This window comes from Microcoleus pseudofavosus SVA1_A4 (genome assembly GCF_036700565.1).
In the GTDB taxonomy this organism is placed as follows: Bacteria; Cyanobacteriota; Cyanobacteriia; order Cyanobacteriales; family Microcoleaceae; genus Microcoleus.
Genome location: NZ_JAUBPE010000001.1, coordinates 130,839 through 147,656 on the forward strand (window position 1 = coordinate 130,839; position 16,818 = coordinate 147,656).

The 16,818-nt window shown below is 45.8% G+C and carries 13 protein-coding genes; 8 read left to right on the forward strand and 5 right to left on the reverse strand.

Annotated features, from left to right (window positions below; translation table 11 throughout):
• Positions 1-58 precede the first annotated feature (58 nt).
• From QUA02_RS00575 to QUA02_RS00590, 4 genes are all read left to right on the forward strand, one after another.
• Positions 59-1,624 (forward strand): hypothetical protein, encoded by a 1,566-nt coding sequence (locus QUA02_RS00575; protein WP_333024450.1) that lies wholly within the window; start codon positions 59-61, stop codon positions 1,622-1,624.
• Positions 1,625-2,032: 408 nt separating this feature from the next.
• The gene (locus QUA02_RS00580) at positions 2,033-2,599 is read left to right on the forward strand and encodes a hypothetical protein (RefSeq protein WP_333024452.1); all 567 of its coding nucleotides are present in this window, start codon (positions 2,033-2,035) and stop codon (positions 2,597-2,599) included.
• A 714-nt stretch (positions 2,600-3,313) separates the two neighbouring features.
• Positions 3,314-4,669 (forward strand): sensor histidine kinase, encoded by a 1,356-nt coding sequence (locus QUA02_RS00585; protein ID WP_333024453.1) that lies wholly within the window; start codon positions 3,314-3,316, stop codon positions 4,667-4,669.
• A gap of 110 nt (positions 4,670-4,779) precedes the next feature.
• A complete protein-coding gene (locus QUA02_RS00590; RefSeq protein ID WP_333024454.1) occupies positions 4,780-6,156 on the forward strand; it encodes a sensor histidine kinase in 1,377 nt (458 codons plus the stop codon).
• Between the two features lie 213 nt (positions 6,157-6,369).
• Here the strand turns inward: QUA02_RS00590 and QUA02_RS00595 are convergent, their stop codons facing one another.
• The gene (locus QUA02_RS00595; RefSeq protein WP_333024455.1) at positions 6,370-7,170 is read right to left on the reverse strand and encodes an ion transporter; all 801 of its coding nucleotides are present in this window, start codon (positions 7,168-7,170) and stop codon (positions 6,370-6,372) included.
• Positions 7,171-7,195: 25 nt separating this feature from the next.
• Here QUA02_RS00595 and QUA02_RS00600 point away from each other — a divergent pair, with 25 nt between their 5' ends.
• The 3 genes from QUA02_RS00600 (at position 7,196) to QUA02_RS00610 (ending at position 10,372) form a co-directional block, all read left to right on the forward strand.
• Complete coding sequence (locus QUA02_RS00600) at positions 7,196-9,160, forward strand: pentapeptide repeat-containing protein (RefSeq protein WP_333024456.1); 1,965 nt, start codon at positions 7,196-7,198, stop codon at positions 9,158-9,160.
• A 270-nt stretch (positions 9,161-9,430) separates the two neighbouring features.
• A complete protein-coding gene (locus QUA02_RS00605) occupies positions 9,431-9,952 on the forward strand; it encodes a hypothetical protein (RefSeq protein WP_333024457.1) in 522 nt (173 codons plus the stop codon).
• 75 nt (positions 9,953-10,027) lie between these two features.
• Positions 10,028-10,372 carry an NAD(P)H-quinone oxidoreductase subunit M gene (locus QUA02_RS00610; protein ID WP_332978567.1) on the forward strand — a complete coding sequence of 115 codons (345 nt, stop codon included), beginning with the start codon at positions 10,028-10,030 and terminating at the stop codon, positions 10,370-10,372.
• 87 nt (positions 10,373-10,459) lie between these two features.
• Here QUA02_RS00610 and QUA02_RS00615 read toward each other — a convergent pair whose 3' ends face one another.
• Positions 10,460-10,771: a hypothetical protein gene (locus QUA02_RS00615; RefSeq protein ID WP_333024458.1), complete on the reverse strand. Its 312-nt coding sequence runs from the start codon at positions 10,769-10,771 to the stop codon at positions 10,460-10,462.
• 797 nt (positions 10,772-11,568) lie between these two features.
• On the opposite strand from QUA02_RS00615, the gene QUA02_RS00620 reads away from it, so the two are divergent.
• Positions 11,569-13,896 carry a protein phosphatase 2C domain-containing protein gene (locus QUA02_RS00620; protein ID WP_333024459.1) on the forward strand — a complete coding sequence of 776 codons (2,328 nt, stop codon included), beginning with the start codon at positions 11,569-11,571 and terminating at the stop codon, positions 13,894-13,896.
• Between the two features lie 182 nt (positions 13,897-14,078).
• Here the strand turns inward: QUA02_RS00620 and QUA02_RS00625 are convergent, their stop codons facing one another.
• The 3 genes from QUA02_RS00625 to QUA02_RS00635 form a co-directional block, all read right to left on the reverse strand.
• The gene (locus QUA02_RS00625) at positions 14,079-14,774 is read right to left on the reverse strand and encodes a CsgG/HfaB family protein (protein ID WP_333024461.1); all 696 of its coding nucleotides are present in this window, start codon (positions 14,772-14,774) and stop codon (positions 14,079-14,081) included.
• 104 nt (positions 14,775-14,878) lie between these two features.
• On the reverse strand, positions 14,879-16,120 hold the full coding sequence (locus tag QUA02_RS00630; RefSeq protein WP_333024462.1) for an RNA-guided endonuclease InsQ/TnpB family protein: 1,242 nt from the start codon (positions 16,118-16,120) through the stop codon (positions 14,879-14,881).
• Positions 16,121-16,310: 190 nt separating this feature from the next.
• Positions 16,311-16,676, reverse strand: coding sequence for a DUF1823 family protein (locus QUA02_RS00635; RefSeq protein WP_333024463.1), 366 nt, complete (start codon positions 16,674-16,676; stop codon positions 16,311-16,313).
• Positions 16,677-16,818 lie beyond the last annotated feature (142 nt).

The following is a 16,818-nucleotide window of genomic DNA, read 5'->3' on the forward strand; positions in this document are numbered from 1 at the left end:
AATTTAATAGGGAAAATTTGGCAGTAAATTTTCAGCAAAAATTAGGAGAGAAAGATTTGTGAGTATTTTTAACAAAAAAATAAATCCTTCACCCTTCGCTATGGGGCCATTCAAACAGCCGATCGACCGCACGGCGATCGTCCTCATGCTACTGCTGAGCATCTTAATGGGACTGCTGCTGCTGAGCGGCGATCGCACAGCACCCAGAGTGCGAGAATTTACCTGGGAAAACAAACAAATCGGCGCCGCAGATACCGGCTTTATCCTCACCTTCTTTCGGCCGATGAACCACTCCACCGTCGAGGAAAACTTAAAGCTAGAACCCCCCCTCCCCGGTAAATTTAGTTGGGCTGGAAGGCGCATGGCTTACACTCTCCAAGATCCAGCACCCTACGGCGTTACCTACACAGTAAAACTCGCCGGAGCAACCGACAAGTATTTCGGAGAAAACAACCAAAATAAAGGAACGCCAATTCAACCGTTTAGCAGTTCCTTTCGCAGCCGCGATCGAGCTTTTGCTTACATCGGCGTCCAAGGCGAAACAGAAAGCAGATTAATGCTAGTCAATCTCACAAGCAGCGAATCGAAACCGATACCGCTGACTCCCAAAGATTTAGTAGTAACGGATTTTAAACCGTATCCCGACAGCGATCGCATTTTATTCTCCGCCACAGATCGATCGATCGCCCGTACTGGCGGCACCCTAAATCAAGAACTATTTACAGTCACCACCGGCCTCAATCCCCAATCGGGATCGGAAACCAGACCTCCGCAGCCAGCAGGTAGAATCGACAAACTCTTAGATTCCAAAGACTACCAAAACCTCAAATTCGACCTCTCAGCCGACGGAAAAATCATAATTATCCAGCGCGTCAACCGCCGCAATCCAGGCGATTTCAGCCCTTGGATTTTGGAAGAAAAAGTTGCGCCCCGACCCTTGGAAAATCAACAAGGGGGAGATTTTATGATTCGCCCCGACAGCAAATCGATGGTAATATCTCAAAAACAAGGATTAGCGATCGTCCCCCTCAAACCGGAAGCAGACCCAGTAGAATTTTTGCCAAAATACGAACAAGTATTGGGCATGGCCCGCGACAACTCCGCCGCCGCCTACGTTAAATACAACAGCGACTTTACTCGATCGCTTTTCATCTTAGACAACCAAGGTGCAGAACAAGAAATATTGCGGATTCCCGGCAGCATTATCGCCGTTTATTTCGACCCCCGGAAAAACAAAGACAACCAATTCCAGCGTCTCTATTGCCTGTTAGCCCAACGCCTCAAAACAGAAAGCTACAAAGAACAGCCTTTCATCGCCGCCATCGACCTCAAAAAAGATGGCATCCGTTTGGTAGGAACCATCAAACCGCTGCTGGTTTTGCCCAACCAATTAGATACCCAAATCAGTTTATCTCCCGACGGGCTGGCATTAATTTTTGACCAATCAGTCACAACAGCAACACCCTCAACAGTAGACAGTCCCCGCAATGACAGCGGACAGGCGATCGCCACCAGCCGCCTCTGGGTGCTACCCTTATTAGAAATACCCGCAGACGGATCTCCGGCAAAAGTACAGCCAGAAGAACTTCCCTTTGCCGGCTATCACCCCCGCTGGCTCCCCTAACTCAATTTGAGATTTGAGATTTGATATTTGAGATTTGATATTTGATATTTGAGATTGACCGATATTGGTAAATATCAATAAGGTAAAGTTCTCCGCGCGCACCCTGCATTGAAATGTGTGCGGTGCGTACCGGGTGTTGAAATGTGCGCGGTGCGACCCAACTTTTACAGTCCTGGACGCACTAATCCTCAGAAACCCGGTTTATTCGTAGATTTTTCGGTTGCCAACCTCTTATTGTCGTAGAAACCGGGTTTCTGAGCGTAAGCCCTAGTTTAAATCGACAAATATAAGTCCTAAGATGGTGGATTTTAGATTTTAGATCGATCGATACTGGTAAATATCAAAAACCTTGAAAGCAACTCGCTTTTTCTGCAATTTCAAATCTCAAACCTCAAATCTAAAGTTCCCATGACTCCCGAAGAAATTAGCAATACCCTTAAAGACTTATTCGGCGAAAGTGTTGAGACGCCGGCCCCTACTTCTTGGCAAGTACAAACCCCCAAATTTCGCCTCTTAGTCCTCCTTTCAGACGACGGGAGTTGGCTGCGGATTTTGCTGCCGATCGCCGATTCCCAGGAAGCTCAACCGTTTTTAGATAAACTGCTAGAAGCTAACTTTGACACAACCCTCGAAACTCGCTACGCCATACATCAAAACGTTTTGTGGGGAGTATTTCAGCACAGTTGCGCCACACTCGCCACCGCAGATTTCTCGGCCGCCGTCGCCAGACTGCTTGCTTTGCAAGAGCGAGGTTTGTCCGACTTTTTCGGCAGTGTGATAGAAAGCCGCATCCGTCAAATCATCAAAGCTGCCAAGATGCAAGGCCAGTCGGTGGAAACAACCCTTCAGACTTTAGACCGTTTCTACGCAGAGGGATTGATGGGCGAAATGGAACTCGGGCGAGAGTCTCGCGAACAGACTCTCGCCGCTTGGCGGTATCAGCTAGAACGCCTCTGGCCGGAGGTGGAACCCTAAGATGATTTGAGATTTGAGATTGCAGATTGCAGATTGCAAAAAAATGACAACCATCGAGGTTGGAAAGTTGCCTAAAGCTGCATTTCTTTTTACTGGTATAGCAACCGCACCCGACGGTTAGGAGGTCTTTAATTGCACAAACCCTTGCGAAAGATTGCTTCTTCCTTCTCTCCTAGATAACTAAAGCCTTACATCGGTTACATCGGTTACATCGGTTACATCGGTTACATCGGTTGCCGAACTTCCTTCTGCTGTACAATCTGCCGATTTTTGCCTGCGCCCCAGTCTTGACCGTTGGGGCCTCAAGTCACTTCCACGATCGCCAATCCGGGCCCTCGAACCCTCGAACGATGCCCGTATATTCACTGATAGCCCGCGAGCTGTTCTCCAATTCCCTACTAGCACCAAAAAAATGGTATAATAAGTAACAAAAATTCCTAATAAATGTTAAAGATTTTCGGAAAACACGCGATCGCAGGGTATATCATGGTAAAAAGTTTACAGCGCCTACTCCGTAAGTTCCACAAAAGCTTCGAGCGTTTAACATTGATTTAGAAACAAAATCTTTAGCAGACAATGCTAGTGCGATCGGGTTTTCCCATCGGGTGCTGTTGTAATTTGACAAATTAGCAACTACCCGCTACCAATTACCCGTTACCAATTAATAGCAACTTAAGTTGTTCATTAATACAACATTTAACAGGGGTTTCATCTATGTTTGCTGTTCGTGAGACTAGCTCGGAGTTATCTGTGTTGCATATACCTGAGAGTTGTACTTGGAACCTATCCTTAGAATCAACGCTCCTAGACCTGCCGCTCTACAACTGCCAAATTGAATTAACTCAACAGGCAAAAGAAGTAGCCCAGGCTTTTGAAGAAAATTCCATGCTTCCCGGCGTCATTTTGAGCGATCGGGGTAATTTTGTCGGCATAATATCCAGGCGTCTATTTTTTGAAAAAATTAACCGCCGCTACGGATTAGAAATGTTTTTTAAGCGACCAATAGAGGTATTGTACAGGTTTTCCAAGCCAGAGCTACTGGTGCTTCCCGGCAGTAAATTAATAGTAGAAGCCGCCCAGGAATCTCTTTACAGGTCAGCCGAATTAGTTTACGAACCCGTAGTAGTGGAAATAGCACCCCAGACCTACAAACTGTTAGACGTACACCAATTAATGGTCGCTCAAGCCAGAATTCACCAAATAACAAATAAGCTGCTCCACAAACAAACCCAAGCAAAACTCATCCAAACAGAAAAAATGGCGAGTTTGGGGAGGATTGTAGCCGAAGTAGCCCACGAAATTAGAAATCCGCTGAACTGTATTTGGGGAAATTTGACTTTTCTGCTGTCCTATTTTGAGCACTTGCTTCAGCTCATGTCGGTTTATGAAGAAGAATATTCGGAACCCTGTCCCCGAATTGATGCGCTCAAAGAAGAAATTGAATTTGATTTTTTACAAGAAGATTTGCCAGTCACCTTAGAAGGGATGGAGTTGGGAGCCACGCAATTGCTAAAAATAGTTAACGGGCTGCACCACTTCTCTCACATGGACGAGACAAAGGCAGTGGAGACAGACATTCACGAATGCGTGGAGATGACGCTGTTAATTCTGAAAAACCGCTTTAAAAATAACATAGAAGTGGTAAAGAATTACGGCGAACTGCCGCTAGTTAGCGGCTACTCCGGTCAGTTGAGTCAGGTGTTTTTGAATTTGTTAGTTAACGCTCTAGATGCTCTGACAGAGTACGCAGCCGATCGAGAAATACAGACCGAGTGCCTGGACGACTGGCAGCCCCAAATCGAAATTACCACTAAAGTCATAGAAACCGAAAACGGCAAGCGGGCAGCAATTAGCATTGCCGATAACGGGCCCGGCATTCCCCCAGAAAATCAATCGCAGATATTTGACACCTTTTTTACCACTAAACCTGCCGGCAAAGGCACCGGTATGGGGCTGGCTATTTGCTATCAAATCGTCACAGAAAAGCACGGCGGCCAACTTTCATTGCGATCGCAACCGGGCAAGAGCACCGAATTTGAAATTCTCCTGCCAATAGTTCGCAAAACATGATTAACTCAAGAATCGTCTCGGCTGAACGCTTACGAAAAGTGAAATGATAGGCTAGCTTAGTAGTACGTTCTCAATTCACTTTCCCAGCGTTTCGGCAACTAAAAGTTCCAGTGGCAAATAAATTCAGTTCCAAACTACGAGGCCCTTCACTCTCCGAAGGCAGCCATCAAGACCTTTCCCTAGAGTCTACCCTCTGGGATTTGCCCCTGTATGACTTTCAGGTTAAATCGAGCTGCTTGGCCGTCGCAGTTGCCGAAATCTTTGAACAGTATCCCCTAGTGCCCGGAGTCGTCTTGCTGGAAGCAGGAGAGTTTGCTGGCATGATATCCCGCAGGCAACTCCTGGAATATTTGCTCAAACCCCAAGGCCCCGAGCTATTTTTGCACCTGCCGCTGAAAGTTCTCTACAGTTATGCTCGGGTCGAAATATTATTGCTCGCAGAGAGTGCAACTATTTTGACAGCAGCTCCACAAGCTCTGCGCCGATCGCCCGAATTGCAGTCAGAACCGATCGTCGTCCAAATAGACTCCCAATCTTACCGACTCTTAGACTCTCACGCACTAAACATCGCCTACTGGCAAATTCGCGGCATAGAAACTCAAGTCCGCTACGAAAGAGCCCAAACTCAAATGATTCAAAGCGAAAAAATGGCTAGTTTAGGGCGTTTAGTCAACGGAGTAGCCCACGAAATTTTAGATCCGGTAGGCTTTATTTGGGGCAATTTAACCTACGTCAGCGACTACAGCAAAAACTTGATGGAGTTGCTATCAGTTTACGACGCGCACTGTACCGATACCCCGCCGGAAATAGCACGGCTCAAGGAAGAGATAGACTATGACTTTTTGCAAAACGATTTCCTCCGAACTGTTGCCAGCATCAAATCGGGAGCCGAACGTTTGAGCAAGTTGGCAACCAGTTTGCAAAACTTCTGCCACATCGACGATATTTATCCCAAACCGACCGACTTGCACGCCAACATAGACAGCATACTTTTGCTGCTCAAAAGTCGTTTGACCAGGGAAATCAAAGTAGTAAAAAACTACGGCTACCTGCCGCCAGTGCCGTGCTATGCAGGACAGCTCAACCAAGTATTTATGAATATATTGACCAATGCTATTCATACATTAATTAACGAAGCAGTCGGTCAAGAATTGGCGAAAGAGTTCAAAGGTGGAGGAATCAGAGAGGGCGATCGCCAGCCTCAAATTGAAATCACAACTCAAGTCTGCTGTCCCGAACCTGCACCGGATTTAGACAAACTTCATGTTCGGTGGGTTTCGATTTGCATATCAGATAACGGGCCAGGAATGTCACCTAGCAAGTACAAAAAAATCATAGAATCATTCTCTACTGAAAAACGCGCCCTCAAAGAAACCAGTTTAGCAGTTAGCTATCAAATTGTGACGGGCAAACACGGCGGTGCATTCAGAATGCGATCGGAATTAGGCAGCGGCACCCAATTTGAAATTTTGTTACCCTTGGCTTAAAGAAGGAAGAAGGAAGAAGGAAGAAGGAAGAAGGAAGAAGGAAGAGGGAATAGGGAATAGGGAATAGGGAATAGGGAATAGGGAATAGGGAAGAAGTTACAGTTTATTCCTGATTTATGAAGTATAGGATACGGCAATGCCGTCTCCCTACCCGTTATCTGTACTCCACTCAACGGAAAACTGCTGTAACAGTCAACAGTCAACAGTCAACAGTCAACCATTATCTAATTGAGTGCCACACATTTTACAATATTTGGCATTAGCATCGTGTACAGACCAACCGCAACCTTTACAAACAGCTTCTCCGTGATTAGCACTTTTAACTAATTGTTTAATCAAATCCCCCAATTGCCAAGGAATCAGAGCAATTCCCGTCAAAATCATCAAAATAGTCAGAAAACGGCCAGATTCCGAAATCGGAGTAACATCGCCAAATCCCACCGTCGTCATCGTGACAACCGAGAAATAAACAGCATCCAAAAAAGTTCCAAAACTTTCGGGATTTGCCGGATGTTCCACTTGATAAATCAAACCAGAATAAACAAAAATTATTGCCAGCAAAGTAAACAATATCCTAGCAAAAATCACCCCATCTTCGCTACTGATGCGGAAAATAGAAATTTTCAATTCCAGAAAGCGGATGAGTCGGAGAATTCTAAACCAGCGAAAAATTCGGATAAAACTAACGTTGACAAATCCAAGCAAAAATGGTAATATTGCCAGCAAATCAATGATTGAAAAAAAACTAAAAATAAATTTCACTCGATTTTCTGCACACCACAGCCGCAATAAATACTCAACTGCAAAAACGATTAAAAGAACGGTATCGAGAGTTTGCAAATAAATTCTAACAGCTTCCGAAATCGGGTAAGTTTCGGCGATGAAGCTGGCGGAAGATAAAAGAATGAGTCCGGTAAGAGTTAAATTTACGGTTCGGCCAATAGGAGTTTCGATATCTTCGAGATAAAATCCAATTTGCGATCGGGTTAACATAGATGAGATAATTAATACCATTTCTGAGGTAAGGGAATTATCGCACATGAGTATCGAATTAACTAAGGGTGAAAGGTTCAATCTTTCTAAAGAAACTCCTAATTTGAGTAAAATTGCGATCGCCCTCGGTTGGCAAGTCAGCCAGACAGCACAAAACTGCGACATTGACGCATCAGTTTTTATGTTAGCGGCGGACGGTCGCATTCCCGATGAAAAGTATTTTGTATTTTACAACAATCTGACCTCCCCCGACGGTTCGGTGCGGCATTCAGGAGACAGCAGGAATGGACAAATTGAGGGAGATGATGAGACGGTTTATCTGGATTTGAGTAAAATCAATTCGGCGATTCAGGAAATTGTGTTTGTTGTGACTATTCACGATGGACAGCAAAAGAATCAAAGTTTTAGTCAAGTTACAAATGCTTTTATCCGGCTTTACAATTCAGAGAATCTTAGCGAATTGGTTCGGTACAATTTAAATCAGATATTTTCCCAAGAAACGGCTTTAGAATTTGGACGTTTGTACAAAAAAAATGGCGAATGGAGGTTTCAGCCGGTAGGACAGGGATATAATGCTGGGTTGCAAAGTTTTGTAGATAAGTATTATGTTGAAAATGCGGTTGAGAAAAGCGCGAATGCTAGTGAGAAGGTTGATGATGCTGAGGTTTTGAGACAGTTTAGCGATCGGGTGGATCGGTTATTGCGCGAAGAGGCGATCGAGGAGACACCAATTCCAGCATCTAGCGAAGGGGTAGAACAGCCGGCTGCTACTCCTGTAAATGCGGATACTGTGGAATCTCAGGAAGAGGAAAAAATAGATGATTCTGCACTAGAAAATCTGAAACCCGTTATCAGTGCTGAGGAATTTTTACAACTGTATAATCAGGGAGAACGAGATTTTACGGGAGTTAATCTAGCTGGAGTAAATCTGAGCGGGAAATCCCTGAGTCAGGTTAACTTGAGTAGTGCTAATCTCAGCGGTGCAGAACTCTCTGAAGCAAACTTATCAAGCGCTAACCTCAGTGAGGCAAATTTATGTCATGCAAACCTTCACACAGCCAATCTCAGCTCAGCAAACTTAGGGAAAGCAAAATTCATAAATGCAAATTTAAGTGAAGTAAATCTGCAAGGATCAAACCTAAGTGAAGCTAATTTGAGTGGGGTAGATCTCAGCAGTGTTCATTTGTTCTCGAAGACAAACTTCAGCAGAGCAAACCTCAGTAAAGCAAACTTAACAGGGTTGAATTTGAGGGAATCAAAATTGATGAAGGCTGATTTGAGTAATGCAAACTTAAGTGATACTAACCTATTAATGGCAAACCTTGAAGGGGCAAACCTTGAAGGATCAAAACTTCAACAAGCACTTTACAACGCACAGACTGTCTTCCCTAGAGGCTTTGACCCTGTTAAAGCAGGTGCTTACTTAATTGCTCCTAATGTTTCACTGAAAGAAACAAACCTAGCTCGTCGTAACTTGAGCGGAGTTAACTTGAGTGAAGCTAACTTGAGTGGTGCAAATCTAACTAAGGCAACTTTGCAGAGAGCAAAACTCCTGCAAACTAATTTGAATAAAACCAACTTAAGCGAAGCAGATTTGGGTGGTGCCAACTTAACGGCTGCAAACCTGATAGGAGCCAACCTGATGCAGGCAAACTTATCAGGTGCTAACTTAACTGCCGCAGACTTGAGTGGAGCGAATCTGAAAAATACAGAAACAAGTGGGGCAAATTTTAGTGGTGCTAATCTGAGCAAAGTTAATCTGGTTAGTGGAACTCTTCAATGTAATGTCAGCGGAGCAATATTAACTGAAGGAAATCTCTGTGGGGCTAACCTTCGTTATGGTAATTTTACTGGAGCCAACTTAACTTCGGCAGACTTGCGCGGGGCAGATTTGGATAATACAAACCTAGAAAAAGCCAACCTAAAGGGAGCGAACATAAGTGGGGTGGTCAATCTGGAAAAGGCCAAACTCGCAGGTGCAATTATGCCAGATGGCACAATTCACGAATAAATTCGATCGCAAATATTAAAGAGCCAGGTGGGCAATGTATTGGTGTCAATTTTCCACGCTCTTTCCCGAAGTCCGGCAGGGGTTTCAACCCCTGCCTCATAGCTCAATTCATCTAAAAAGGACTGAATAACTCATACCAAATCCTGCTTTATTCTTTAGTCCGCGTAGGCGGACTTTGTTTGTGTAGTAGCGGTTTTAACCGCCTACTGGCAATGCCGAGCCTACAAATAGAGTATGATGAGTGTGAAATGTCAAATACATAGATTTTCGATGAATGAATCTGACACGGAAATTATAGAATCTACCCTCAGATGGATGACGGAGTTTGTCGAGTTACCGCATCCAGTTTTCAGCGATTTACCGATTTGTCCCTTCACTAAAAAAGCACGCTTGGCTAATCAAATTTTATTCAAAATTGAGCGGTTTTCAGCGCTGACTGAGTTCGATCGCGATTCTGCAATAATGAAATCGATTTATGAATTTTACAATTCGGAATTTGAAATAATGGTAGTAATTAATCCCGATAAAACTGCAATTACTGCGCCACAAACTAAAGAATTGATAGACAAATTGAATAATCGGATTTCAGAGTTGGGCTTGCTGGCTTTTCACACTCATCCAGAGGAAGATTTTAATATTGACGGGCTTCGTACTAGGAGGATGCCGTATCCGGGCTTCACCGTTCAAGTAAATTCTAAGCTGAAGCCAGCTTCCGATGCTTTAGAGAAAACTGAATATTACAAAAATTGGACTGCCGAACAACTAAAATATTTCGGGATTCCGAGAAATTGACGATCGCCCGCCCTCCCCGCGCATCTCCCAGCCATTACAATAAACTCAGCAAAAAATCTTTACACATAAGAACTCATGCAGCTCAAGTCAACAACCCGCCATATTCGCATATACACCGCTATCCTCGAAGACAACGAACTCGTCCCCAGCAACGACCTTTTGACGATCGACATTGACCCAGATAGCGAACTAAACTGGAACGACGAGTCAGTCAAACAGGTATATGCCAAATTCGACCAACTCGTAGATGCTTACGAGGGCGAAGATTTGACCGAGTACAACCTCCGCCGCATCGGTTCGGAGTTGGAACACTTGGTACGATCGCTCCTACAAAAAGGCGAAATCAGCTACAACCTCAACAGCCGCGCTGTCAACTACAGCATGGGATTGCCCCGAGTTGACGCGAAAATTCACCTGTAAGCTGCTAGACAAATAAATTGCTTGGTTTCGATAGAGTGTCCGAGGGAGAGTGGGAGAGTGGGAAAATCTTCCTTCTTCCTTCTTCCTTCATTCTTCTTCACTGCCGATAGTTTCTGCGTCTTTCCCGGCATCCTTGGGAGCAACTGCCCAATTGGGAGTACGATCGCGCTCCAAAAACTGTTTTACCGCAACTTGGCGGTTAGTCATAAACTGACCCCAAGCGCCGGGAAACAGACTATCCAATGTTTCCACCAGCGCCCAAACCTCAATATTCATCACTTTGTAATAAAAACCGTGAGAATGCTGAATCTTAGTCAGCATTTCGTCAACCTCAACTGCCCGCAGCAGCTTGGGATCGGGCAAATTATGGCGAAAGGCGCTTGACTCATGTGGGGGCATGGTTAATAACTCAACAGCTTGCAGAGTCCGGTCAGTCGATTTTAGATTTTAGATTTTAGATTGACTCCACAGATGAATCTGGGGGCTTGAACTAATATCTAATTTTTTTTGCTCTCCACGACTCCTGTCGGGGGCTTGTATCCGTCAGTCGATTTTAGATTTTAGATTTTAGATTTTAGAATTGACTCCACAGATGAATCTGGGGGCTTGTATCCGTCTTTGGGTAAAGTTAAATTAACTTTACTTGCCAAGCTCAGGCGCGAGGCACGGATCGCCCTTCGCGAGAAAACCGAGAATTGATATTTATACCTGTCGGCTCAGGTGATTTCTGCGTATCTAGATCGTACCATTACAATCAGTCTAAAACCTCAATTCCGTTGACTGCCGCGATTTATTCGGAAATTGGCACGATCGGGAATATGCTGAAAACAGCGTGCCCTCAAGCCCTTGACTGCGGTGTCGCGCCAGCGTCGAACCCTGACAACTGATAGCAAGATTTATCCGGGGGTCAACAAAATGGTAGACTATTCGTGTCAGTACAAGACTTTAAAACCTACCCCTAGACTGGGGGGAAGTCACGCCTAAAACATTGTCAGGAGAGCTCGCAGCGCACATAAAAGTGCAAACGTGGTGAGCCTGGGAACCTGAAAAATTAGGATATTAGGACTGCGAAGTCTTAAGCATCCCCGTCTGCTGAGAAAGCGGGGTGTAAAATCATCGCCACGTATCAACCCGTCGAGGTTCAAGCGCTAAAATAGTTCAGATCAGCACTGGGCCCAAAGGCGTCAGGAACCCTTATGCAAAACTCTGTGGCAAAACACTACTTATGGGCTTTAGGTGAAGGGATCAAAGGGTGTAGGCCGGGCGATCTGATCGCGGGTCGCTACTTGGTCAAGCGCGATCGACTTCTTGTCGATACTCAACCCGAACAGTTGCCGGAACTGCCTGAAGAGATTCCGAGTGTTGTCACTCCTTATTTGAGACTGTTTGCCTATCAGTTGCACGTACCTCAAGTATACGGGCTGGTATCCTCGCAGACGAGCAAGCTCTCGGGAGATATCTGGCTGCTGGAAAACGGGCCGATTTTGAGGGTGACGGAATCTTTAATGCCGGAATTGGCCGACTCCTGGAAAGGAGCCGCCGCGATGCGCCAGCTCAATTGGCTGTGGCAAATTGCCAAGTTGTGGCAGCCGTGTATCGCTCAGGGCGTGGCTTCGACGCTGCTGACTCCAGAACTGCTGCGGGTGGAAGGGCAATTGGTGCGGTTTCTGGAATTGCAGCCCGATCGCAAACCGCCTAATTTGTCGCAGTTGGGCAAATTGTGGCAGCAGTGGCTCGAAGATGCTCACCCGGCGATTGCCAATTTTTTGAGGCAACTTTGCCAGCAAATGGTGGCCGGTCAAGTGCGCAACGGCGAACAACTGATGGGCCAGTTGGATAAAGCTCTGGCAAAATGCGGCAGATCGTACGATCGTCACGTTGAGATTGCCACGGGCACGGATGTGGGCCGAGCGCGGGCTCACAACGAAGATGCTTGCTATCCGCCCAGCGGTACGGTGTTCGCAGGAAACCCGGGCTCGTCCGCTTGCGCGATCGTCTGCGACGGTATCGGCGGACAAGACGGGGGCGAAGTCGCTTCGGAAGAAGCGATTGCTGTGCTGCGCGACAAGTTGCAGCAAATGCCCCTGCATCAAGCTAATTGGGACCCGCTGAGCCTGACTTCCAAGCTGGAACGGGCCGCTTGTGCTGCTAACGACAAAATAGCCGGTCGCAACGACAGCGAACACCGCCAAGGCCGCCAGCGGATGGGAACTACGCTAGTTATGGCTTTAGCCCACATACACGAACTATACGTCGCCCACGTCGGAGACAGTCGGGCTTACTGGATTACCCGCACCGGTTGCTATCAAGTTACTCTCGACGATGATGTGGCTTGCCGCGAGGTGCGTTTGGGCTACTCCCTCTACCGGGATGCTTTGGAACAAGTGGCCGCCGGAGCTCTGATTCAAGCTTTGGGCATTACTTCCTCCAACACTCTGCACCCGACCGTGCAGCGTTTTGCGGTGGATGAGGATTGCGTTTTGCTGCTGTGTTCCGACGGTTTGAGCGATAAAGACCGGGTTGAGGAATGTTGGGAAGCGGAGATTTTGCCAATTCTCGACGGTAGCATTAATGTGGGGAAGGCGCGCGATCGGCTGATCGAGATTGCTAATACTAGAAACGGTCACGATAATGTCACTGTTGCTTTAATTCACTGTCAAGCACATTTGAGGGAAGACGGCAATACTTTTACAGAATTGTCTGTCGCACCTTTAGATGTGCCGCCGATCGAACTAATTGCCGACAGCGAGGATACGCCAACCGATTTGACCGATAGCACAGCCCTTGGCGATGCTGATTTTCAAGGCAAAACGCAGTTTGTACAGCCACCGGACAAAGGCAAAAGCCTATTTTCGCTGCTGCTGAAAATTGTATTTTTATTAGGTTTGGGGGGTGTATTTGCTTATTTTTTCATCCCTCCGGTAGGTCGGGCGATCGATACTGCCGGGGAGTCGATTTTCGGGAAACGCGGTTTAATTAATGCTGGAAGCAGGCCGGAGAAAACAGTTGAATCTGTACCTTCTCCGGTAAAATCTTTAGAAACAGGCTCGTTTATAGAGATTAAAAGTTCTGCGGCGGGGGAACAGGGAAAAGAGGGCGATCGCTTGGATTTGCGAGTCGCAATTGGTGAGTTGACTGTCAAAGGAACAGTCCCGGCAGGTAGCATTTTGCAGGTGACAAACAAACAGCTTACGCCTCAAGGCAATTGGCTGGAAGTGAAAGTTTGTTCGATTCCTGAAATAGTGCAGTCGAACTCTTCCAAACCCAAGTCAAATAAAGATTTTTCTACTGTTTCAAAACCTGCACTGAATCCATCTCCTGCTGTGGCAACTCCCACTCCCTCGATTTCCCCCGCAGTTAAGCCAACTGTTGATGCAGTAGAAATCGCCAACCTGCAAGCGGGAGAAATCGGATGGATTCAAGAAAAAGATGCCGTTTCTAAGGTAGCGTCGAACCCAACTCCCAACCCGAATCAACAGGGAAAATGCGTTGTTGGTTCTGACTCAAATCCCAATGCTAATTAAACTGTTAATGCTTGAGTATGTTGAGCAGATTTGAGCGAGTTTAGTTGAACGAAAAATGCTGATTCCTAAACAAAACTAAGATTAACTGGTACAATCGCCCGCAAAATAGCTGACCTAATTTTAGATTTTAGATTTTAGATTTAATAATTCACAATCTAAAATCTAAAAAGGTTTCAAAATTTCTAACCTAATTTCTTAGATACTTCTGCAAGTTTAGTCACCATTTGGGATACGGCTTTATCAACTGCCGAGCTCAAAAGTGAATCTTCATTGCTACTGCCGGAATTACCGCCAAGACCCCTAACGGAAATATTAGAATCGCTTTGATCCGCTTCTCCTACTGCTTTGGCAGTCGCAAGAATATCTCCTGAAGCTGTACCGATTAACCGCACGTCTATTTGAACGGTAGCTTTGGTTTTTTGGGAACCGCCGCCGATTCCCATAAAACTGCCGCCGCCGGATTGTTTGTCGATATTAAACCGGGTAATGGTGCCGATGAGTACGGCGTCAACTCCTAATTGTTTGCCAATTTCTGCTGCTGTGCCGGCATCCATCGTACCGCTGCGATTTTGCTGTTTGAGCACTTGTTCGAGTTTGCTACGATCGACTACTGTATAAGTACCATTGTTGACGAGTTCGTTGATTAGCAGTTCGCTGATGCCTTTGGCGGCGCCGACTCCCCTGTAGGAAGTGTAATAGCTGTTGGTGGTGCCGTAGTCGAAGTCCATGACGACGAGGCGCTTTTTGGCAGTAGCTTGGGCGAGTTGGGTTGCGGGTTGGGTGGTGGCTGGTGTGGCGATCGCACTTACACAAACGCCTGCTAGCATTAGCGCAGCGAGGGAAATGCTGGTTAAGCGAGATATGGTGGTTGTTTTCATAAAGCTTTCCTCACAGTTGTTTTGTTCCTAGATTGACGTACTCCCCGCGATGAATCGACGGGGATTCTCAAAGGTTGCATGAAGGCACGGCTAAAGCCGTGCCTTCATGCTTTTTTCTTCCTGTCTCTTAGGCTCTTAACTAGACTGTTTCCAGTCCCCGTCAGACCGCCTCCACAGGCAATTTCTTTTATATCAACCGAGCGTCCCTCGGCGGATAGTCCGCGATTACGGATAACTTGAGCCGCTGCTACATCCCTATGTGTTGTATACCCACACTCAGGGCAATTATGCACTCGGTTATCAAGAGCTTTCTTGCCAGTATGACTATCACAATTTGGACACACTTGAGAAGTGTAATCTTTGTTTACCTTCTCAAAATACACGCCTTGTTTCCAGCATACCCACGACAGAATCGAAATGAATTGTCCAAAACCAGCATCTAAAGTATGTTTGCAAAACATTCCTTTAGCCCAGACTCGAAAATCGATATCTTCAACAAATACCATTCCCGCATCTTTAGCTAGGTCATGAGCTAATTTGAACTGCCAATCCTTCCTGGTATCGGTCACACGCTGATGCAGCCTAGCAATTTTTAGATTCAACTTATGACGGTTGCTAGATCCTTTCTTCTTGCTCTTGAGCCGACGTTGCAGCAATTTAAGCTTGCGGTGTTCGACTGCTAAGAACTTAGGACGTTTGATTAGTTTCCCCTCAGAAGTTGCTAGAAATTGGTCTAAACCTAGATCTATGCCAACTGGGAATCCATTCCCAACAGGTTGAGGAACGTTAACACCACACTCTAATGAAAGTATGACGAAATATCCACTAGCCTTCTGCACGATTCGAGCTTGCTTGACTGCAAACCCATTAGGAATCTCTCTAGATTTAATGAACTCAACAACGCCTAACTGTGGCAGTTTGATACTATTACCTTGGATGCAATTTTTCAGCATTTGGGGGAATACAAACGACCGCATTCGGTATTTATTCTTAAATCTCGGGAATCCCATTCCCTTTCGCTTCATATCTAAGAAAGCTGTTTCCAGCTTTCTTAATACCTGTTGAAGCATTTGAGCGTTAACCGTTTTAAGTTCGGGAAACAACTCTTTGGCTTTGGTTAGCCCCGTTGCCTGAACATAATAATTTGGGTAAGGAGTATCAGCCGGAATAATGTACTCGCTCAACGTAGAGCAAGCATTAATCGGGCATTTACGAGAGTTAATCCAGTCTTTCCGCTCTCTCAATGCGTAGTTCCAAACCTTGCGACAAATCACTAGAGTTCGTTCGATTTCCAAAATCTGCTCGTTTGTCGGCTTCAGTTTGTACTCGTAGCTGAGATTTAACATGGCTTTTAGATTACTCTACAAAACATTATAGCATTTTGTAGATACCCTGAAACAATAAGAACTTATTGAGTGACTGGCAGCTTGAAAGCTGCTGCTAGCTTTCATCCGGGCCTTGAAAGGTCGGGGTTCTCAGCATATTTCCTATAGTTCAAACAACAGCCAGATGTCAGTCAATTTGAGATTTGAGATTTTAGCTTTCAACTTCCATAAAACCCATCAACCAATTAGCCATCGTCGCCCTGCGAGTCTGTCTCGGCCCGAATTCCCCAATTTTATAGCCTTGAAAGCCCAATTTTTCCTTCAGCAACTGCTTGTTTTCTGGAGGGGTCGATCGAGTCAATTTCACCGTCGCGGGTCTAGAATCAATAAAATCCGGGGGTTCCGGGTACTCTAGACGCCACTCTGGTGCAACATCAGCAGTGTTCCACTTACCTGTCTCGGCATCGCAGCGGTAGCCCAGATACTGCCAAACTAATCGGTTGACGGCAGCATCGTCTATCTCTTCGTTGAGGATAGCCCAAATAGTTTCGTTATTCAGCGGTGGCAATTCAGACATGAGCGCGATCGAATCGGAAACAAAAAAAGTTTAACTCACATTAGGTAACATTATCAGGAACGGGCAAGATGCCCGTTCCACAAAAAATCCTAAGAATTTGTTTGTGGGGTGGGCACGCGAGCCCGCCCAAAATGCCACACCC